Source organism: Ignicoccus hospitalis KIN4/I (genome assembly GCF_000017945.1).
Lineage (GTDB): Archaea > Thermoproteota > Thermoprotei_A > Sulfolobales > Ignicoccaceae > Ignicoccus > Ignicoccus hospitalis.
Genome location: NC_009776.1, coordinates 264,980 through 285,272, shown reverse-complemented (window position 1 = coordinate 285,272; position 20,293 = coordinate 264,980). Strand labels below are relative to the sequence as shown.

General features: G+C 58.2%; 18 protein-coding genes. 10 read left to right on the top strand and 8 right to left on the bottom strand.

The window, feature by feature from the left end; genetic code table 11:
* Positions 1–52: 52 nt before the first annotated feature.
* The 3 genes from cmr4 to IGNI_RS01680 all read right to left on the bottom strand — a co-directional run bounded on the left by cmr4 (position 53) and on the right by IGNI_RS01680 (position 3,382).
* The gene (gene cmr4, locus IGNI_RS01690) at positions 53–889 is read right to left on the bottom strand and encodes a type III-B CRISPR module RAMP protein Cmr4 (protein WP_011998362.1); all 837 of its coding nucleotides are present in this window, start codon (positions 887–889) and stop codon (positions 53–55) included.
* Between the two features lie 114 nt (positions 890–1,003).
* The gene (locus IGNI_RS01685; RefSeq protein ID WP_011998361.1) at positions 1,004–2,575 is read right to left on the bottom strand and encodes a TM1812 family CRISPR-associated protein; all 1,572 of its coding nucleotides are present in this window, start codon (positions 2,573–2,575) and stop codon (positions 1,004–1,006) included.
* A gap of 102 nt (positions 2,576–2,677) precedes the next feature.
* Positions 2,678–3,382, bottom strand: a complete 705-nt coding sequence (locus tag IGNI_RS01680) for a TIGR00266 family protein (RefSeq protein ID WP_011998360.1) — start codon at positions 3,380–3,382, stop codon at positions 2,678–2,680.
* A gap of 65 nt (positions 3,383–3,447) precedes the next feature.
* On the opposite strand from IGNI_RS01680, the gene hemB reads away from it, so the two are divergent.
* Positions 3,448–4,476, top strand: a complete 1,029-nt coding sequence (gene hemB / locus IGNI_RS01675; RefSeq protein ID WP_011998359.1) for a porphobilinogen synthase — start codon at positions 3,448–3,450, stop codon at positions 4,474–4,476.
* Here hemB and IGNI_RS01670 read toward each other — a convergent pair.
* Positions 4,473–5,720 (bottom strand): translation initiation factor IF-2 subunit gamma, encoded by a 1,248-nt coding sequence (locus tag IGNI_RS01670; protein ID WP_011998358.1) that lies wholly within the window; start codon positions 5,718–5,720, stop codon positions 4,473–4,475. The two genes, hemB and IGNI_RS01670, sit on opposite strands and share 4 nt — an antisense overlap.
* 147 nt (positions 5,721–5,867) lie before the next feature.
* Between IGNI_RS01670 and IGNI_RS01665 the strand changes: the two genes are divergently transcribed.
* A complete protein-coding gene (locus tag IGNI_RS01665; protein WP_011998357.1) occupies positions 5,868–6,458 on the top strand; it encodes an SAM-dependent methyltransferase in 591 nt (196 codons plus the stop codon).
* Here the strand turns inward: IGNI_RS01665 and IGNI_RS01660 are convergent.
* Positions 6,413–7,480, bottom strand: a complete 1,068-nt coding sequence (locus IGNI_RS01660; protein WP_052569891.1) for a hypothetical protein — start codon at positions 7,478–7,480, stop codon at positions 6,413–6,415. The genes IGNI_RS01665 and IGNI_RS01660 overlap by 46 nt on opposite strands.
* 26 nt (positions 7,481–7,506) lie before the next feature.
* Positions 7,507–7,677, bottom strand: a complete 171-nt coding sequence (locus tag IGNI_RS07715) for a hypothetical protein (protein WP_187145982.1) — start codon at positions 7,675–7,677, stop codon at positions 7,507–7,509.
* A 68-nt stretch (positions 7,678–7,745) separates the two neighbouring features.
* Between IGNI_RS07715 and IGNI_RS01655 the strand changes: the two genes are divergently transcribed.
* Genes IGNI_RS01655 through IGNI_RS01640 form a run of 4 tightly spaced genes read left to right on the top strand, consistent with a single transcriptional unit; the run spans position 7,746 to position 11,279 of the window.
* Positions 7,746–8,780, top strand: coding sequence for a hypothetical protein (locus IGNI_RS01655; RefSeq protein WP_148202200.1), 1,035 nt, complete (start codon positions 7,746–7,748; stop codon positions 8,778–8,780).
* Entirely contained in the window at positions 8,716–9,678 is a 963-nt protein-coding gene (locus tag IGNI_RS01650) for a class I SAM-dependent methyltransferase (RefSeq protein ID WP_238374107.1), read from the top strand. Before IGNI_RS01655 ends, IGNI_RS01650 begins: the two co-directional genes overlap by 65 nt.
* The gene (locus IGNI_RS01645) at positions 9,675–10,478 is read left to right on the top strand and encodes a DNA glycosylase family protein (RefSeq protein ID WP_011998353.1); all 804 of its coding nucleotides are present in this window, start codon (positions 9,675–9,677) and stop codon (positions 10,476–10,478) included. Before IGNI_RS01650 ends, IGNI_RS01645 begins: the two co-directional genes overlap by 4 nt.
* A 33-nt stretch (positions 10,479–10,511) precedes the next feature.
* Positions 10,512–11,279: a GHMP kinase gene (locus IGNI_RS01640; RefSeq protein ID WP_011998352.1), complete on the top strand. Its 768-nt coding sequence runs from the start codon at positions 10,512–10,514 to the stop codon at positions 11,277–11,279.
* Here the strand turns inward: IGNI_RS01640 and IGNI_RS01635 are convergent.
* Positions 11,258–12,718 carry a thioredoxin domain-containing protein gene (locus IGNI_RS01635; protein WP_011998351.1) on the bottom strand — a complete coding sequence of 487 codons (1,461 nt, stop codon included), beginning with the start codon at positions 12,716–12,718 and terminating at the stop codon, positions 11,258–11,260. The two genes, IGNI_RS01640 and IGNI_RS01635, sit on opposite strands and share 22 nt — an antisense overlap.
* Positions 12,719–12,847: 129 nt before the next feature.
* On the opposite strand from IGNI_RS01635, the gene IGNI_RS01630 reads away from it, so the two are divergent.
* The 4 genes from IGNI_RS01630 to IGNI_RS01615 are packed head-to-tail and all read left to right on the top strand — an operon-like array spanning position 12,848 to position 19,253.
* Positions 12,848–14,005: a M20 family metallopeptidase gene (locus tag IGNI_RS01630; protein ID WP_011998350.1), complete on the top strand. Its 1,158-nt coding sequence runs from the start codon at positions 12,848–12,850 to the stop codon at positions 14,003–14,005.
* 57 nt (positions 14,006–14,062) lie between these two features.
* Positions 14,063–16,987, top strand: a complete 2,925-nt coding sequence (gene ccsA, locus IGNI_RS01625) for a cytochrome c biogenesis protein CcsA (RefSeq protein WP_011998349.1) — start codon at positions 14,063–14,065, stop codon at positions 16,985–16,987.
* Positions 16,988–17,023: 36 nt separating this feature from the next.
* Positions 17,024–18,682, top strand: a complete 1,659-nt coding sequence (locus IGNI_RS01620; RefSeq protein WP_011998348.1) for a His/Gly/Thr/Pro-type tRNA ligase C-terminal domain-containing protein — start codon at positions 17,024–17,026, stop codon at positions 18,680–18,682.
* Positions 18,683–18,710: 28 nt separating this feature from the next.
* Complete coding sequence (locus IGNI_RS01615; protein WP_011998347.1) at positions 18,711–19,253, top strand: PH domain-containing protein; 543 nt, start codon at positions 18,711–18,713, stop codon at positions 19,251–19,253.
* Here IGNI_RS01615 and IGNI_RS01610 read toward each other — a convergent pair.
* A complete protein-coding gene (locus IGNI_RS01610; RefSeq protein ID WP_052569883.1) occupies positions 19,243–20,214 on the bottom strand; it encodes a phosphoribosylformylglycinamidine cyclo-ligase in 972 nt (323 codons plus the stop codon). The two genes, IGNI_RS01615 and IGNI_RS01610, sit on opposite strands and share 11 nt — an antisense overlap.
* Positions 20,215–20,293: the final 79 nt, after the last annotated feature.

Here is a 20,293-nt window from a genome sequence, read left to right as displayed (position 1 = left end):
AGGCTCTCGCGAAGACTTTCTCTAGGAGCTGCGACGAGGTCCTTTCGTTTTCTCAGAAAGCCGTGATCTTAACCAAGCCTTTACCGATAGTCTCTTTGCCTCCGATCGTCAACAGAACGTCTTTCAGCCTTTCCCATATTTCCTCACACCTCTCACACCTCTCGCAGTAGACGTTCCTCCAAGGCCTGTAAACAAAGGCCCCCGCCAGGACGGTCCCGTGGGGTAGGTACTCTTCCGTCCAGAGCTTGCCGCGTTCAACGGTCTTCGTGCCCCTCGCCACTTTAACCCTAGTTAACCGTACCAGCGCCGCGTCCACCAATCTGGACAGATGATCGTCGTCAACTTTGTATACCCTTACATACTTATCACTGTCGCTTCTGAGGAAACGCTTCAAGAACGGGTGGAGCCGCGCCACACGTTCATCGAGGTGAACCGCGTTAACAGATACCTTCTGCGTTCCCACGAATATTTCCTCGCCCTCACCCTCTCCCTTAATCACTTTAATGCCTAAAGATTCTGCGTACTGCAAGAGCGAGTCAGAAGTTACGTAGACGTACCCATAGTCCAAAGAGGGCACTGGGATGAGGAGCGGGTAGAAGTCCGCTACGACCACTCTGGACGCCCCCTCTCCTCCCATTTCGCCGCCGAAGAGACAGCAAACTTCTGCGCACTTCTCGCAGTACCCCTCTCCCCCGTTCGAACTCGACGTGCACCCGCCCTCTATCAAGAACTTCGTCTTAAGCGCGCCCTTGACGGAGGAGCCGGGGATGAAGGGTATTCCCATAGGGTCCTTAATTATTGGTTGGTCCACGTCCGCTTGTCCCCTCCCCCAGCCGACGTGGACGTGCGTGACGGCGCTCATCAACGCCGGTACGACGTCCTTTTTCAAGGAGGGTCGACACCCGTCAGCCGCTCTGTTTTAGAGCATTTAACGCTTAACCCGAGCGCTGCCGGCTTTTATGTTTTCCCCTGTTAATCGATCGTTTAATCCTTGTTGACTTCTTTATGTTAATTTCTCTATTATGCACTCAAGGGAGGGGAGGTAGTACGCGACTTTGTCATTTTTCACGAAGGTTACGTTCATCTCCAAGCCCGCGTGAGCTACGAAGTTTCTAACAGTGGCTTCGTCAGCCGAACAGTCATCCCTATTGACACGGAGGGCCCACACGGCCCACCACAGGGCCTCCTCTTGGAGCTTCTTCCGTATGCTCTCTCCTCCTCCGCTGACCTCGCTGCCCACCCTAAGGAACGAGTACGGGAGCCACCCGTCCATGATGTATTTTCGAAGTTCCTCCAGTTTGCACTTGAGGCGTTCTGTGCTTTCTTTTTCTACCTTTTCCCTCAGCTTCTCCTCGGACACGGCGAGGTTCCTCAAGTCGTCTATGTTCTTTAACTCTTCGAGCGCGCTCCTCGCCTCTTCTTTTACTCGCTCATAGGATCTAATGGTCAATTTTAGGTCATTGAACTCCTTCTCCCATAAGCGCTTGGATACATCTTCCATGAGGTCCTTATATTTATTGTTGCTAGCGTTCAAGTCATCGAACTCAACCGCGAAGAAGTCACAGTTCTTCTCCCCTTTTAAGTCCTTGAGGGCTTCGCCTACTTCGATCAGCGCTATTAAGTCAAACACGCTTTTTGGATTAAATTCCACACTAAATTTGAACTTGTCGTCTTCGATGGAGAATTTCTCAAGTTCTTTACTTATCCTAAGTAACAAGTTCTCGGCTTTCTTTATGGCGTTGTTGTTCTCCAGTACGTATTTGAGGTAGCTCCACGCGAGGAGGCTCGGTACGCTTAACAATCCTATGTATTTTTTGATCTTCTTCAATTCTTCCAACTCGTCATTTATCTCGCTTTTTCCCTTTACCACGTTTTTAAACTCTATATCTATTGCCAAGGTTAGGAACGCGTTTTTGGGAAACGCCTTCTTCTCGATTAAGTGGTACTCGAGATTCATGGTCTCTTTCACAGAGCCCCCTCGGCCGCGCACGAAGGGGTCGCTCGAAGCGACGTAAAGCCTACTCTTTCCTCTGTGACTCATAACTGCTAAGAGCTTCTCGAGTATAGCTCTGGAGCTTACGGGGTAGTAGTTAACTCCGTGAGTTATGTCTAAAATAACCTCGAGTTCTTCCTCCGCACGCTTGTACTCTTCCTTCAAGCTCTCGTAGAGTTTCAAGTATAGGTCGCTTAACACGGTGTTGAACGGAACCTCAAACTTTTTTATGACCTTATTCGAGAGGAAAGTTCCACTCCCAAGAACGATTTTGACTTCGGAGCTGTTCAAGATTTCTTTTAGATCTTTTCTGCAGTCGTCGTTCTCGTTCGATGTAACTACAGTTTCCTTTATCTTGTCCTCTGCCTCTTTGAGATCATTCGCTTTTTCGTCGAGAAGGGATATCGGTAGGAGCACGACTTTTCTCGTATTCTCTTTTTTGAAGAGCTTCAGCACATTACATGAGGTGACTTCTTGTTCCAGGACGTCCTCAAGGGCATCCTTCAAATGGTCGTCCGGGCGATAGGTGACCCTTTCCCACGCTCTAGAGTTGCCCCACGTAGATATTACCAGCGCCTTCAATTACATCATCCCCCATACCTCACAAATAGGCTTTCTCTATATAAGACTACGATATTTTGGGACGACCTTTCGAAGGAGCCTTCAAGATACTGCCGTAAGGTCCTAAAGCCTCGCCCTGAAGAGCTCGGCCCACCTCGAGGGCATGAACCTAGCTATGGCCGCGGCGAGCGGGGGCAGTATCCTAGTCTGCACGTAGACCGTGGTCGGCCCCTTCACCCTTATCACGTACCCCTCCCCGCCGGTGATGAAGCTCTTCAGCCCGCCGAACTTCTCGACCCTCCACTCAGCGTCGTCCGGGAGGGCCACGAAGTGCATGTTGTCTATCACCATTTCGTCCTCCACCTCTACCTTCATTATGTCGCCGTAGCTGGAGACCCACAGCCCCCCTTCGCCGCAGGCCCTCAGCCAGACCAAGTCCCCCAAGAAGAGGCCCTTGGGGCCCTTCCACGCTAGGTCCAGCTTCAAGTCCCCGAAGTGGGCCACGTAGGAGTAGTCTTGAACGGTCCAGCACTCCCCCTTGACCTCAATGTACTCCACCCCTCCGGGGAGGCTGGGGCTCAGCCAAACCACCCCCGGGCCCTCGAAGACGTTGTGGAAGACCGTCTCCCCGGCCAACAGCTTCCTCCCGAGGGCCTCCGCCAGCGCCCTCAGCACGTTGCCCTCCTCCTCTAAGTCTATCAACACAGTATCAACCTTCACGTCGCCTTTCATCATCATCATTGCGCCCGCCTCCGCGTAGAGCTTCTCCCCCTCTTCGAGCTCTACCCTTATGACTGGGTACGCCTCGCCCTCTAGGGACCACCTCAAGCCCTTCGCCCCCGGGAGTTACCGGATATAGTCCTCGGAGCTTTACTGCGGAGCGGAAGAGGGCCTTGAGCTTCCCCAGGCTCCGGCCGCGCAGGCTGAGGAAGAACTTGTACCTCAGGGACTTGGTCGCCGAGACCAGGCTCTCCCCCAGGGACTTCATATACCCCATATTCGTCAAAGAAGGCATAGACAAGCCTGAAGAGATAAGCGCGATGCCCGGGCAGATGAGGTGGCCGGTGGGAGAGGAGTTAGTGAAGCACGTCCAAGAGGCGTTGGACCTAGGGGTAAGGTCGGTGCTGCTCTTCGGGGTCCCCAAGCACAAGGACGACCTCGGCTCCTCCGCTTACGACGACCAAGGGGTGGTCCAGAGGGCGGTCAGGCTGCTCAAGAAGGAGCTGGGGGACGAGGTGGTGGTCTTCACGGACGTGTGCCTCTGCCACTACACCTCCCACGGCCACTGCGGGGTCCTAGCCAAGAGGTGTCGCGGCGACCTCTGCGAGTACGTGGTGGACAACGACAAGACCTTGGAGCTGTTAGCTAAGGTCGCCCTCTCCCACGCCAAGGCGGGGGCGGACGTGGTGGCCCCCTCCTCGATGATGGACGGCATGGTGCTGGCCATAAGGGAGGCCTTGGACAAGGAGGGCTTCACGGACGTGGCTATAATGAGCTACGCCGCCAAGTACGCTTCCGCCTTCTACGGCCCCTTCCGCGAGGCCGCCAGCAACGCCCCCCAGCACGGGGACAGGAGGACCTACCAGATGGACCCCAGGAACGGGGAGGAGGCCTTGAAGGAGGTTATGTTGGACGTTAAGGAGGGGGCGGACATCTTGATGGTGAAGCCCGCGCTCTCCTACTTGGACGTTATAAGGAGGGTGAGGGAGGCCTTCCCCCACTACCCCTTAGCAGCATACAACGTCAGCGGAGAGTACAGCATGGTTAAGGCGGCGGCCGAGAAGGGGCTGGTGGACGAGAAGAAGATAACTTTGGAAATACTGCACTCAATAAAGAGGGCCGGCGCAAACATAATAATAACGTACCACGCCTTGGAGGCCTCGAGGTGGCTCAAGGAAGGGTTGGACCTAAAGATGTTCTAGTTTTTAACCACGCCCCAGCCCGCCAGCCTCCAGCGGCCTTGTATCCTCCTGCTGAAGGCCACCCTCGCCCCCTTCCAGGCCACCGCGGGCCTCTGGAGCTTCACGGTCATTTCGTCCTTCTTCAAGTCGACTACCATACCGATGGTTATGTTCGTACCTATGGTCATCATTAACACCTCTCCCCTCCTCAGCGGGGCCATCTTCATCTCGCCCCCTCTGAAGCCCACCACGCGGTCGAGCAAGTGGTACTCCAAGGTGAGCTGGTCGTAAACCGGCGGCAGCTCCCCGGGCCTCCCCAACACGCTCCCCACGAGGGCGTCAGCCTTGGTAACGGAGGGGTCCAGCCGGGTGCCCACCGCCACCAGCCCGCCGGGCTTGGCCTCTTCTACCTCCACGTTGCCGAACCTCAAGCTGACCACTTCGCTCTCCAGCGGGACGTACTCGACCTTGTTCCCGCTCCTTACGGCGTAGCCGGGCCTTATCTCTATCTTATCCCCTACCCTCAGCTTCCCCCTCATCAAGGAGCCCCCGACGACCCCTCCTACGAGCTTCTCCGGGGGCGTGCCCGGCCTGTTCACGTCGAAGCTCCTAGCTATCCACATGAGGGGCGGGGAGTCCAAGTCCCTCGGGGGAGTGGGGATCTCCTCTTGGATCGCCTCCAGCAGCGCGTCTATGTTGGCCTTGTGCAAGGCGCTGACCGGCACAACCACCGCGTCCTCAGCCCAAGTGCCCTCCAAGAACTTCCTGATCTGTTGGTAGTTCTTCATCGCTTGGTCCTTGCTCACCACGTCTATCTTGTTCTGGACGACAACTAACTTCCTAATGCCTATTATGTCCAAAGCCATGAAGTGCTCCTTAGTCTGCGGCTGGGGACAAGGCTCGTTTGCAGCTATTACTAGCAAGGCGCCATCCACCAAGGAGGAGCCGGAGAGCATGGTGGCCATCAACACCTCGTGTCCCGGGGCGTCCACGTAGGAGACCCTCCTCTGGAGGACCGGCTCGCTCCCCTTGGGGCACCTCGGGCATTTAGGCTCGGGGGAGTAGGCGTCCGGTTCGGGGCAGTTGGTGCACTTGTATATGTCCCCGTCGGCGTAGCCCAGCTTTATAGTCATCCCCCTCTTGAGCTCCTCGCTGTGCCTGGCGGTCCACACGCCAGTGAGCGCTTGGACCAACGTGGTCTTTCCGTGGTCCACGTGCCCTACCACGCCGATGTTAACCTCGGGCTGCACTTCCCTCTCTTCCACTCCTATAACCCCGTGGGCCTTCCGGGAGAGGCCTTAAGAAGGTCGGCTCAGACGAAAATTCCTACCTCACCTTTCGGACGGGGTTACCCACCTCATCGCCGGCTAAGGGTGATAAGGGAGAGAGTTTTGAGTTCCTAGGGTCCGATCGTGGAAAAGGTAGTCCCCTTCATACCGAGCCCGCTGAAGGTGGTGAAGGCGGCGCTAGAGCTAGCCAAGGTGGGGCCCGGGGACGTGGTCTACGACTTGGGCTCCGGGGACGGGAGGGTTGTGGTGCTGGCGGCGAAGCTCTACGGCGCCCGGGCGGTCGGGGTCGAGGTGGACGACGCCTTGGTCTTGCTTTCCCAAATGAAGGTGAGGGAGGAGGGGCTGGAAGATAAGGTAAAGATCTTGAAGAAGGACTTCAAAGAGGTGAGCTTGGAGGACGCAACGGTGGTGTACTTATACATCTACTACGACGTTATTAGGGACTTGATGCTGGAAAAGCTCGAGGGGCTCAGGCCCGGGGCGAGAGTGGTGACGCTCGAGATACCGGTCCCGGGCTGGATGCCGGTCGCGAAGAGGGGCGTCCAAGACGAGGCCGGGGTGGTTAGGACCTTGTACTTGTACGTAAAGGGGGTGTCAGACCCCTCCTCGTGGAAGAACGAGGAGGCCGACCCCAAGTGGGTGGAGGAGTTCCGCGAAAACTTGTGGGGTCACCTGCGCCGCGGGAGCTCGTCCAGCTTCAGCTTGAGTCCGTAGCCCTTCAGCTCCAGCTTGATTCCCCTGGCGCTCCACTCGTCCGTGAAAGACCACTCGTCTATAATGAAGTTGATACAAACCTTGAAGTCCGTGAGCGACGTCAGCGTGACCCGTTCGACGGCGAGCGTTCTATCGGGCAGAAGCTTCCTATCCAAAATTACCCTCAAGGTGACTGTAGCGTGCATATCTAGGTCCGGGACGAGGGGCGGCGGCTCCACGCAGACCTTGTACCTCCCGGGCCCCAGCTCGCTCTCCGTCACCTCCGAGTCCCCCTCGAACCACTTAACCTTTGCCAACTCCAACAGTGTAAGCGCGTTGAAGTATGGAATGGAGCCCACAACGCTGCACTCCCCCGTCTTCTCGTACTCCGCTAACGGACACTCCCTCAAGTAGAGGTCCCTCAAGTACAAGTAGCTTCCCTCGTAGAGCTCCAGCTCGACGTCCCGGACCTCGCCGGGCCTCAAGTAGGCCTCGTAGAGCAAGTCGTCCTCTGCCATCTTGTAGTCGCCCCACACTTGGAACACCACGGTCTCGTTAGACTTGTTCTTTACCAACAGCTTGACTGGTTCCCCGGGGGCCAAGGGCAACTTGGAGAGGACCTTTATCTCTGTGTACCGCGGCTCGGAGTCCAAGATCTTGAAGTACATGAACCGGTCGAGATTCACGCTCCCTTTATCGGTTTCAACCCTCAAGTTCACGTATACTCCCCTGAGCTCGCTGAAGAGCGCAAGAATCTTGCGCGCGTGGAACACCAGGCCCGCCGGGCCCAGCCCTCCTCCCCCGGCCGCGGCTAACATTGACTTCACCAAGGAAGCTACCATCTCGACTTCGCTTTTATCCTTCTCGCTTTCGAATAGCTTAACCACCAAGTTGAGTTCGGACAGCTTGGTGACGCAATACCTCTTGCCCGGCAAGGCCCCGAGGCTTATCGAGAACAAGTCCTCGTCGCTGCCTACTTGTACGTCCGCGCGGAAGCGCGCTTCGAAGTACGTCGGAACTTCTGAGGAGCCGCACGCCATCAAGAAGGTTTCTTTCCCCTTGACGAACCCTAAAACAACCCCTTTATGGACTTCGGGAAGAAGTACACAGTCGTGTAGGTCTCGTTGTTCCACGTTAAGTTTACTATCGGGAAGGCCAGCTCCGGCCTTAAGAGCTCGAAAGAGAACGCGTGCGCCCACGCCAAGGAGGCGATGAGCACTAAAGCTAGGGCCGACCTCATAGCTCTCGCGGCGCTCGTGGGAGGGAAGGTTTTGAAGCGCTCCTTCCCCTCCCTCGCGGATGGAACCTTTGATCGCCAAGGTCTTAGTGGCCTACTCGCTGGCGACCTTTACCGTAGCCTTGACCTTAGCCCCCGTCTTCCCCAAGCTGCATATAGACTTCATGAGGGCTGCGGTGGTAACCTTCCCCCACGGGGTGGCCCTCGCTTACGTGGCGAGCCTGAGCAAGGGGGAGAGGAGGGAGCTTCTGCCCCTCAACGCCCCGCTCCTAGCGCTCCCGTTCTGGTACGACGGGCTGAAGCACTACTTAGCAGCGCCCGCGCTCCACGTCGCCCTCTGGGCGCTCTCCTCCTCTTCCAAGTGGAAGGGGGCCTTTAGGAGGTCCCTCCAAGCGGTGGCGATATCGTACTTCGCTTTGACAATATATTCAATAACCTCTGCAGACCCAGTAACGGACGCCGTAAGGCTCTTGGCCTACCCCTTCGCTCTGATATACGCGGTCTCGTGCCAGTCCTTCCCGAAGACCTTCGGCGAGGAGGCGAACTGGCCCTTGGCCTTCGCCAGCTCCGCCCTCTCGCTCGCGCTCCTCGCCTACCCCCACCCCTCCTACGCCTTGGGCTTCTTCTCCCCTTTGGTATACTTGGTGGCTGCCAAGTTCTACAACCTCCCTAAGTACTACAAGAAGGTGAAGGGGCTCGAAGGGGTGGCGAGGAGGGCCCAAGAGTACTTCTGGTGGGGACACGCCCTCGTAATCCCCTCTTCCTTCTTGCCGTTGTTAGCGAAGGAACCGCTGACCTCCTTGCACGCTTCCCTCTTAGGCTTCGTCGCGCTCCACATATTCATTCACTTCCCTATGATGGTTCCTATCATCCTCAAGGTGCCTAATAGGAGGAGGTACTGCAAGCTCCCCCTCCCGCTGGCGTTGCTCTCCGCAACCGTCTGGCCCCACCAGAGGCACTTGGCCTACGCGCTCTTCCTCCTAGCCTACTCAACGCTATTGCTCTCAACCTTCGAGCTCCCCGGGGGCGGGCTTGCTGGCGGTGGCGGTGCCGAAGGGGGAGGCGCAAAGGGTCCTAGAGGAGCTCAGAAGGAAGAACGTCGTTGACCAAAACTACAAGATAAAGGAAGTGGGCGACAAGGTGCTCATACCGGTGAAGGCACCCGTGGAGGGCTACGAGGTCGTGGAGATCGAGCTCGAGAGGAGGGAGAGGCCGAAGAGCTTGAAGGAGTGTTTGGAGGAGAGGTTAGGGAAGGGCGACTGGCCGCGGTCCTTCAGCGTGGTGGGCGACCTGGCAGTGATTTCGTTGAAGGACGAGGAGTTGTTGAAGTACTCCAAGGAGCTCTGGGAGTGTATAAAGGCCTCGCAGAAGAGGGTCAAGTCCCTCTGGGCCAAGCTGGGCACTGAAGGGGAGCACAGAGTAGCTAAGCTGGTCCACTTGGGCGGGGAGAAGAGGACGGAGACCTTGTACAAGGAGTATGGATTAATCTTCAAAGTGGACTTGGCCAAGGCTTACGTCAACCCCTCCCTCAGCGAGGAGCACAGGGAGGTGAGCGAGGCGGTGAGGGACGGGGAGAGGGTGCTCGACATGTTCGCGGGCGTCGGCTTCTTCCCGATACACATAGCCTCCAAGAGGACAGCGACGGTAGTCGCAATAGACCTTAACCCGAACGCTGTGAAACTCATGATAGATAACATCAAATTGAACAAGAAGAAGTTGAGGGGAACTATAATACCAATCATGGGCGACGCCTCGGAGGTCACGAAGTTCTTCAAAGATAAGAGCTTCGACGTAGTGATTATGAACTTGCCCCACAAGGCTGAGGAGTTCTTGAACGAGGCCAAGAGGTTGGCCAAGAGGGCGATACTGCTTTACGTGGTGGGGACTGAGGAGGAGGTGGAGAGGAAGTACCCGGGCTGTAAGAAGAAGGGCGTGTTGGACTACTCCCCGGGCAAGCGGGTTTGGAGGGTAGAGCTGGTCCCGGAGTGCTGGGGGGAGGCTTGAGGTACCCCAAGGAGTCCCTCGCGCTCTACGCCTTCAGCTGGCAGTTCGACGGGAGGTGCGGCTACGGGGAGCTCGACGGGAGGCCCTTCAAGTTCTGTCCCCCGGACGAGCTCCACGGCGACCCCGAGGTCGCTTCCAAGGCCTTGGGCCTCCACGAGGACTTGGACGAGCTCTACGAGGCCTTGAAGGGGGACCCGCTGCTGGGGTGCGTGGCGGAGAGGTACTGGGGCCTGAGGCCGCGGGCCCTCGGCATCTGGGAGGCCGCGGTGGTGGGCATAGCGCAACAGAACGCGAGCTTCAAGCAAGCGTGGTCGAGCCTCTACAAGCTTCACATCATCGCCTCTAAGAGGATTAACGTGTTCGGGAAGGAGTACTTGAGGTTCCCGCGGCCGGAGGAGGTGGACGAGCGGGCGCTCAAGGCGGCGGGCTTCGGCTACAGAGCAAAGTTCGTGACGGCCCTCAAAGAGGCCTTGAGGGAGCGGCCGCTCACTTGCTCTAACGTGGACTCCTTGAAGGGGGTGAAGGGCGTCGGGGACTACACGCTGGGCTTGGTCAAGCTGTTCGCGTGCCGCGACTACTCCGCCCCCGTACTCGACCGGTGGCTGAAGGCTGTTTACGAGGAGGCCTACGGCGGGTTGGAGAGGTACTACGAGTTCGGGAAGTGGAAGGGCCTCGTCTCCTTGCTAACTACCGTCGCCCTCGACGCGGTCCCCCTCACAAGGGCCCTCGAGAGGGTCAGGAGGGGCGAGGTGTGCCCCTCCGAGGAGCCCAGCCCCTTGACCCTCTGGAAGTACTTCTGAGCTTTTCCGCTAACCCCTCGGGGAGAGGAAGGCTTGATCGTAGAGGTGCCCCTCCACGTCAGCGGCCTCTGGAGGCCCGTCTGGAGGAGGTCAGCCATAAGCACGGGCTCCTTGGGGGCCGGGGTGCTGCTCAAGCCCGGGGCGGTCTGCTCCCCCGGAGGCCCGCGGCCCCCGGTGCCCACGGCCTTGGGGGAGGTTAGGTGCAAGCTCCCGGTGCCCGTGGGGAAGGGGTTCGCCACCTCCGCTGCCATAGCCTTGGCCTCGGCGATATTCAAGTACAAGAGCTTCGTGGAGGCAGCTGCGAGGGCCCACGTGGCGGAGGTCTTGAACAAGACCGGGCTGGGCGACGTGATGGCGATAGCCTACGGGAGGGGAGTTGCGGTCAGGACAGAGGCCGGGGGGCCGGGGTGGGGGAGGGTGGAGAGCTTGGAGGTTCCCCGAAAAGTCTTCGTGGTGGGCTTCACCGTGAAGGGCCTCTTCGCGGACACCCCGAGCATGCTCTCCTCACTGGACGTGAGGGAAGCTTTCGAGGACGCTTGGAAGGCCTTGTTGGACGGGTTCGACTTCTACTCCTTCTTGGAGGCCGCGGAGGCCTTCTCCGCAAGGGTCGGCTTCTTGAAGTTTGTGGAGCCGAGGCTCTTGAAGTTGCCGGGGGTAATGGGGGGTTACGTGAAGAAGTCCGCGGGCGTACTCTTCGTGGAGGGAGCTTACGCAGACGAGGTCTTGGAGGAGGTCAAAAAGGTCTACAAGGTCGCGAGGGCGTTTACGCCGGCTTCGTTCTACATGAGGGTCGCGCCGTAGAACAGCAAGTATATTCCGGCTGCGAGCATGAAGGCGTTGGTTATCAGCTCTATCCTCTCGCTGTTCCTCACTATCTTCTCCGCCAGCCCCCTGACCCTCGGCCCGGCCCAGCTGACCGCGAAGAGCGGGGCCGCAACGCCTAAGGCGAAGCCCGCCAGCGTCTGGAAGCCCCCGCCGCTGGCTATGAGCAACAACGCCCCTATGACCAAGGGCAAGTTGCACTGTACCGACAAGAAGCCGTAAATGAAGCAGAACGCCTTCCCTCCGGTCTTGCCCAGCGAGCCTGCGCTGAAGCTTATAGGCACCTTCAGCAAGCTCGCCGCGCTTATAGCGACTATTACGGTCCCTACAACGGGTATCAAGAACTTCTGCAGCTCCAAGGCGGCGGTGGAGAAGGCCAAGAACAGTGCCCCGAGGAAGGCCACACCCACGGCAGCGGCCGCCGCGCAGCTTACGGCCGAGAGGGCGGAGGACCTCCTCTCCCTCAAGCCCCTAGTCACGTAAGTCACGAACAGCGGGAAGTTACAAGGGGAGACGGCCGCCCCGACCCCGGCGGCCAGGCCGACCAAGAACATCAGCGCCGGCGCGGCCGAGCCGCTAGACGGTATTTCAGTAGTCCCCGCGGACATCGACGCTGCGTTTACCTCTTTCTTCCCTATCAACACCTCGCTGACCGCTTGCAAGAACTTGGCGGTCTCGTCCACGGTCTTCTGGTCCAGGGGGACGTTGTTCCTCCTCGCCATGCCCCATATCCTCTCCTTAATGGCGTCCTCGCTCCCCAAGAGCTCCTCGAGGGTCACCCTCTTCCGGTAGGCCTCTAACAAGAGCCTCCCTATGCCGTTCCTCTCGCTCTTGGCCCACTCGAGCAAGTCCTCCCTCGAGGTCGAGGCCGGGGCGCCGTGGCACACGGAGCACTTGGCCAAGTAGGTCTGGTAGCCCGCCAAGACGGGGGTGCCGACGGCGCTGAGGGCCCAGTTGAGCATCGCCTCCGTCACGTTCTCCGCTATGAACTCGCCCTCGTGTCTCGCCACGGGCTTCCCGTCCTTGAAGAGTATGAAAGTAGGCGTCCCCTCTACCTTGTACCTCTGGAACAAGGTGGCGGTGTTGGTACCGTAAACCACGTCGACGAACCTTACTTTCCCTTGGCTCATCTCGAGCTTGAGCCAGTAGGGCAACATCTTCTCACAGTGCGGACAAGTTAGGCTCCTAAACATCACCGCCACGTACTTGTTCTCCTTTAGGAGCTTCTCGAAGGCCGGGACGTTGTATATCGTGTAAGCTTCCGTAGAGACGTAGTTGTTACTCACGTACGACTCGTACCACACCAAGCCGGCTGCGACGGCGCTCCCGACGAGGGCCAAGATCAAGAGCGCGGTTCCGGCCCTCTTCTCTTCTTTAAACTTCTTGAAGTCCAGCCGCCCCGGGCCTCCTAGCCTCATGCTCAAGCTTCCAAGCCCCCAAGGGTTCGGAACTAGGGGTTATGATGTGGACGCTCTCCCCTCGAACTCCTTACGGAGGCGGAAATAGCTTATCACCTCCGAGCCCTTACTAGAGACCCGGTGCCCTCTTTGTCCCCCCAAGAGGTCTTGGACCTCCTCTCCCAACTCATCTCCTTCGACACCGTCTCCCCCGAAGGCAAGCAGTACGAGGACTTGGTCCACTTCCTCAAGGGCTGGCTGGAGGAGAGGGGAGTCAGCGCTAAGGTTGAGTACGTGGACGACGAGTATAGGAGCTCCCACTGCCCCCAAGGCCCCAAGCCCTTGCTCTTCGCTTGGGTGGGCGAGGGGGAGCCCTTACTCGAGTTCAACGGCCATTACGACGTGGTCCCTCCCGGCGACGGGTGGGAGGGGAACCCCTTCGAGCCCAAGGTGGTGGGCGAGTACTTGGTGGGACGGGGGGCCACGGACATGAAGGGGGGTGTGGCGGCAGTTGCTGCTTCCCTCGCGGAGCTCTCGAACTGGAAGGGTAACAAGGTGCAAGCGGTCTTCGTGCCGGACGAGGAAGTTGGGGGGAGGTGCGGGACCGGGTACAGGGTGAGCAAACTGAAGGAGAAGTACGAGATCCCGAGGAGGGTCGTAGTGGCCGAGCCCACGGACCACAACGTGTGGATAGGCCACAAGGGGGTGGTTTGGCTGAGAGTGGAAGTGCCGGGGAAGCAAGTGCACGCTTCCACACCCTGGATGGGGGAAAATGCCTTTGTGAAGGCTTCTGCTTTGGTATTGGAGCTCAATAGGGCCCTCACGGACAAGTTTTCCAAGAGGTACAGCAAGTACGAATACTCGCCGGAACATCCGCTGACGAAGTTTAACGCATTCAACATAGGTGGAGTGGCGTACTCCACATCAAACAAGGAGAACGTGGTGCCCGGTTCTTTCGTTTTCAGCGTGGACGTGAGGGTGATCCCGGAGGAGGACGAGCGCGAGGTCGTGGAGTTCGTAAAGGAAGTAATAGGGGATAGGGCGAAGGTAGAGGTAAAGCTCCTAGAGCCTGGAATATTGAACGAGAACAGCGAGCTGGCCAAACTGATAAACGAGGTGTGGGGCGAGCCGCTGAAGGTCCACAAGGCGGCCTCCGACATGAGGTACTATAGGGGATACGACGTCGTCACTTGGGGGCCCGGCGACCACAGAGAGTCCCACACGCCCAATGAGAAGATAAAGATAAGTGAGGTCGTGGAGTTCGTGGGGCGTTACGCGCGGCTGGCGAAGCTCCTAGCCGGGGGCTAGTAGCTCGAAATGCGACAATTATTACCGTCGGTTCGAGTCCCGCAGGGGTTCTAAGGTTTGTTACACTGGACCGGATACCCTCCCTTAGTTTCGGCTGCGCTGCTCGCGGTCGCTTGGTACTACGCGCTCAAGAAGCAAGAGGAGAAGGCAATTAAGTTCGTCAATTTAGGAACTTTAGTAATGACCGTAGCGTGGGTGCTTTACGTAATACCCTTCGTCACCTTGGACTTCAGCTTACACGAGGTCTACTGGAACTCCAGCGAGGGGCTGCCCCTCTGGATGAGGGTCGCCACCTCTTGGTCCGGCGGCGGGGGCAGCTTGTTCCTATACACCTTCATAGCGACCATAGCCTTGTGGTGGAGCAGGAGGGCCGGGAGGGCCTTCTTACTCATAGCGATACCTCTGGTCTTAGTGGGCTTGTTCGCAGCATACATGAACGACGCGTTCGCCTTGATCCCCGGGAACCCCGTTACGGGCGCGGGCCTCAACCCCTTGCTCAAGAGCCCGTGGCTCTACCCCCACCCGCTGACCACCTTCGCCGGCTACGCGCTGTTGGCCATCTCCGCGGTCGCACTTGCCTTGGGCCACTCTAGGGCTAGGGTGACCTACAACGTCGGCTGGGCGCTGCTGACCATAGGCATAGCTCTAGGGGCCTATTGGAGCTACGAGACCTTCGGGTGGGGAGGCTACTGGGCTTGGGACCCGGTGGAGACCAGCGAGCTCTCCGTCTGGCTGACGGCCACCGTGCTCCCCCACTTGTTCCCCCTGGCGTTCCGGGCGGCGCTGGCCTACTCGCCGCTGGTCACCTCCTCGGTATACCAAGCGATGTTCGTCACTAGGACCGGCCTCAGCCCCCTGCACAGCTTCGCCGGAGCCAACTTGGGGTCCGCGGTACTCTTCTTCACCGCCGTAGCCACCTTCCTTTGGTGGGTTAAGGAGATAAGTGACAACTACAAGGAGTTCGTAGGAATAGTCAAAAGGGTCGTAGAGCAGAAGGAGCCTTATTACGTCGGCACCGCGCTGGCGTTCTCCTCACTGTTGGTAGCTGCCTTATTCGTTTACGCTACTCTCTTCGTGCCTTCGTTGCTAGTGATAATGGGCAGGGAGGCCAGCATACCCCAGCAGTCCTCCGGGATAAACTACTTCCACCCGGTGCTGTACCCGCTGCTCGTAGTGATGCTAGTAGCCATGCCGCTGGTCTTCCTCAACGAGGCGGGGTGGAGGGTAATACTGTCCGCGGAGGCGGCGGCGCTGTTGCTCTCGACCTCCATGGCCGTGGCCGCCTACTTAGGCGAGCTCAACTTGGCCTACTTCTCCCCCAAGCTAACCAACGTGATGATGGCGTTTGGAATACCTCTGGCGGCCTTCAGCCTCGTGACTGCGATATATTACATAATCAAGAGGTATAAGCTGGTGAGGGACTGGGGGATAGCGCTGTTGCACGCCGGCGTGGCGCTGACCGCCATAGGGGTCTTCATGTCCGGCACGTACGCGTACAACAACTCGTACTTCTTCGACTTCAACTTGAGGCCCGACGAAACCCACTCCCTCCCCGGCGGGAGCAAGCTCTACTTCAGCAACTACAAGTACGAGCTGAGCGACTCGATGGTGGACATAAAGAGCAAGTACTTAGAGAGGAGCTCTACGTACTTCTACGCTTGGCTGGCGCTGAAGACCATATCCCAAGACCTCTCGATGTTAATGCAGTTCTTGAAGCAAGCTAACCAGACTATCAACTCCGAGCCACTGCTCAAGGAACTGCTTACAATACTGAAGGAAAAGAGGCCCACTTTTGCCAACCAAGGGATGCTGGTCTACAGCCTCGGGCCCGTGGAGCCGTTCTCCGCTAACTACACCTACCTCAACATATCGGACGTAACCACGGGGAAGTATAGGGTGGTTAAAGAGAGGGGCAAGCTCTTCTTCGGCAACAACGAAGGGGTGGTCTACTTCATGTTCGACCCCAACGGGAACGTGAGGTACTACTTCGCCTTGTTGACTAGGGGGCTGGGCATAGACTACAAGGGCAACTTGACCTTCCACGAAGTGGTGTACGCGAGGCTGGAAAGGCCGGTGAAGTTCAAGATAGGCGACTTTAACGTAACTGCCAAGGGGTTCACCGTCTACCCTATGGGCAACTTGTTAGAGGTCCACGGTCTCAAGAGCTTCACCCAAGCGCTGGAGGTGGTGGACGGCAACGTTACCGCCGGCGGGAAGGAGTACCCCAACGGGGCTACGGTGACCTCCGGCTTCGTGACCTACTTGCAAGCGCTCAACGACCCGGTGGTCTCCACCATACTAGAGGACAAGGAGCTCTTCGAGTTCTTGTCGAACCCCAAGAACGTCGAGAAGCTCATAACGCCCCCGAAGGGCCATAAGTGTCTCAACCCCCACTGTGAGGGCTACGTGAACGCGCCCCAGTACGTGCCGGAGACCATAAGGCTGGACCTAGACTTCTACTCCGAGAAGGGAGGCCAGAGACACGCCTTCCACACCTCCATAAGGTACGAGGCATACGGCGAGATACAAGGCATCCACGGGCTGGTGCCCAAGGTGGTTCACCCGAGCTACGGCCTAACCGACTTGTACGTGGCCCTCAACCCGCCAGTGGTGTTCAGCAAGACCAGTAACATGATATCTTACCACGACATGTTGCTAATGTACTTGAACAAGGTGTTCGAGAGGTACAACGTATCGGAGAGGTTGGCCTTGGCGGCGCTCTTCGCCGCCGGCTACAACATAAACGTGATCAAGCAAGTGCCCCAGACCCACTTGCCGGGCTTCTTGGAGCAGGCCGCCATAGAGCTCTACCTCCTCGCCAAGAACTACCGCAGCCACATACCGGAGAACGGGCTGTACGTACAAGCGAAGATGATACCCGGCGTGCCGTTCGTATGGCTAGGCTCCTTGGTGATGACGATAGGTTCCCTCATAGGGGCTGTAGCCTACAAGGTCCCCCGCGCGGTTTCTCCAAAACTATAATTCGTCCTACGCTTAGGCTATAACGGAGACTAAGTAATGAAAGTGTTGATAGTGCGCAGCAAGAGCTTCGCGGCCGGGAACGAGAGGCTGGACGACGCTTTGGTCGCCTTCGTCGCCGTGGAGCCCGGGGACGAGACCGTATTAGACGAAGTCGCGGAGGACTTGATAAACTTCATGAAGTACTCTGACGCCAAAGTTTTGGTAATTTACCCCCACTCCAAGCTATCTCCAATGCCGGAGAACTACCACGAAGCTATGAAGAAGATACGGGAGTTGGTAGATCTCTTGCAGAGGAAGGGAGTGCCGGTAAAGGAGGTGGAGGCCGGCGCTAAGGGGTTCGTACTAGAGACCTTGGGCGTCCCGGCCCTTCACGAGTTCCGCTCCTACGGCCCCCGGAAGAGGCTTCAGACGGTCGCGGAGTACGTGGTGAACCCAGAAGGGGAGTTCAAGGGGATTGAGGAGTGCGAGGACGCCTCGTTGGTCAGCTTGATAAAGTTCATGAAGGGGGGCCAAAAGGTAGAGCACGACCCCAACGTGGAGAGGTTCTGTCGCAAGTTCGGCTTCGCGGAGGCCGAGGTGACCCCAAGAGGCTTTTGGACCCTCCTGCCCCACGCCTACTTCATGTACTTGGCCTTCACAGTCCACGTTACCTCCGTGCTCCAAGCTTTGGAGGTGCCCACGATCTCCGTCAAGACGCCGGAGGTGGTTAGGTACGGCTGTGACATCTCTTGTTCAGACGGCTTCTTGAGGTGCGACGAGTTCAAAGAACACAAACAAGTTGTGGAGAAGTACGCGGACCCCAACGACTTACCCTTCGCCCTCTTTGAGCAGCTCTTGTTGTTTAGGGAAGAGGAAGACACCTTCCCGTGCTACAGAACGAAAGAGTTCCACGTCCCTAAGGTAAGAATATTCGTTCCCTCCTTCTCCGAGGCCTCCGACGTTGCGCTCACCCTGCACGAGCTCATCCACACGGAGGCGGAGAAGCTCGGGATGAAGTACGTAGTCTCCTACACAGTTTCTGAGGAGCTCTTCGAAGAGGCCAAGGACTTGATCATAAAGCTGGTTAAGAGGGACAACCGCTGCGCGTACCTAAGGGTGGTCAAATCCAATGAGATCTTCATCGACGCCGAAATGTACGTGATAAACTCCATGGGGTACCCCGTGGAGCTGGGGACGTGGAAGATGAGGAAGGCGCTCATGTGGGGCAGGGAGGTCTACTCCGTCTCTGCCGCCCCCCTAGGCTCCTTCGAGCGCTTCGCTTACGTGATATTCGACAAGGCCGCCAAGGACTTGAAGTCCGGCGAGACGCCGGAGCTTCCGGCCTGGCTCTCCCCCATACAAGTTAGGGTCATACCTAAGAGCAGGGACGTACTGCCCTACGCGCTCACCGTTGCGGAGGAGCTGAGGGAGAGGGGGATAAGGGTGGATGTAGACGACAGGAACGTGCCCCTCTCCAGAAAGCTGAAGGACGCGGGAGAGGAGTGGGTGCCGTTCCTACTCTTAATAGACAAGAGGGAAGAGAAGCTCGGGAGGGTCATACTGATGAGGAGGAAGACCAACGATCGGGAGGACGTGAGCTTAGAGGAAGTAATAAGGGTGGTCTCCGAGGAAGTTGGGGGCTACCCCCAGCTCCCCCAGACGCTCCCGATACTGTACTCCAAGAGGCCCAAGTTCGCCAAGCCCGATGAGGACTAGGGCAGTATCTGAGGAGGTGAAGTAGGTCTTGAGCGCTGAGGGAATCTCCTTCAAACCCACCTTGAGGGCCAGAGCGGGGGAGCTGTTCTTCCTAGCGCTGGCCCTCGCGCTCAACGTAGCCTCGCCTTTCGTGGAGGACGTTTACCTCTGGGCGTCTTTGGCGGCGATCGCCGTCCTATCCGTATTAATTCTCAAGAAGAAGGCCGTTTTAGTTCTGGTCCCCTTGGCCTTTACCGCCGCGGCGGTTTACCTAACAAACCCCCTCTTGTTGGTTATATCATCAATAATCTCCCTGATAGAAGTAGGGTTCATCATAATTTACACCAACTCCGTAGAGTACTACTTCAACGACGACGGCTTAATAATAAGGGTAGAGTTGCCCGTGTACAGCAAGACTAGGAACGTGCCGAAGAGCACAATAGCGGAGGTCTCGGTGGAGAGCTCCCCCGTGGGCAAGCTCTTGGGCTACTCGAACGTCACCGTGAAGCTTAGGACCGGGGAAGTGGTCAACGTGGTGGGGGTCCCTAAGGGGGACGCCGAGAAGCTGGTGAAGAAGTTCGTCAGCGGATGACCACCTTGCCCCACGGGGTTTCTATCTCCGTCGGCCCCTCCACCACTTCCCCCGCCTTCCAAGCCTTCAGCCCCTCCCTCTCGAACGCCTCCACTGCCTCCTCGGAGCCCACCACAAGCATCCCGACGCCCATGTTGAAGGTCTTGTACGCCTCCTCCGCGCTCATCCCAGCCGCCTCAACTATCTTCACGAACCCCTCCGGGACCTCCCAAGCCTCGAGCCTCACCCCTAGCCCCTTGGGGAGCCTGGAGTGCACCTTGTAGAAGGCCCCTCCGGTCACGTGGGCCCCCCACTTGGCCTTACCCTCCTTCATTGCCCTCAAGAGGGGGTTGTGGTAGTTCGCCACGGGGGCGAGGAGGAAGTCCAGCAACGGCTCGGGGTCGAGCAAGCCGGCTTGGATGAGCCTCCGTATGAGGGTGTAGCCGTTGGCGTGGGGCCCGTTGGAGGCGACCGCTATGACGGCGTCGCCGGGCCTCGGGGGCTGGGGCCTCGCCTCTCTAACGCCCAAGACCGTGCAAGAGACGTCGTACCCCTTGACCACGTCCGGCATTATGGCGGTCTCCCCGCCGGCCAGCACGGCCCCCAAGGCCTCGGCCGCCTTGCTCATCCCCTCGGCAACCTCCCTTGCCAACACTGGGTCTCCCCTCTCCACGGCCAAGTAATCTACGTAGGCGAAGACCCTAAAGCCCTCACAAGCGACGTCGTTGGCGTTGACCATCAAGCAGTCCCACCCGGCCACCCAGTTTCGGGAATACTTTCGGAGGAGCTCGGTCTTGGTGCCCACCCCGTCCACGTGGAGGGTTACCTCCCCGCAGACGTTGAAGGAGGAGGCGTAGCCCCCGATCCCGTTCGCAAGCTTCTTGCTCTTCTTAATGAATTGCTCTTCCATTGCCTTTTGGGCGGAGACGTCAACGCCCGCCTTCGAGTAGGTCCACCCCACGCGGCACACCGGGCCCTCCACGACGGCTACCTTAGAAAAGTAAGCGTATACTTTGGGTAAGCACCTTTGTCTTTCTCAGAAAAAAGGTGAGGGGTCACTG

Bases quoted from the DNA above. Each gene is read 5' to 3' on its own strand.
- IGNI_RS07715 (WP_187145982.1), bottom strand. From the start codon at position 7,677: ATGAGGTCGGCCCTAGCTTTAGTGCTCATCGCCTCCTTGGCGTGGGCG.
- IGNI_RS01635 (WP_011998351.1), bottom strand. From the start codon at position 12,718: ATGAGGCTAGGAGGCCCGGGGCGGCTGGACTTCAAGAAGTTTAAAGAA.
- IGNI_RS01620 (WP_011998348.1), top strand. From the start codon at position 17,024: ATGAAAGTGTTGATAGTGCGCAGCAAGAGCTTCGCGGCCGGGAACGAG.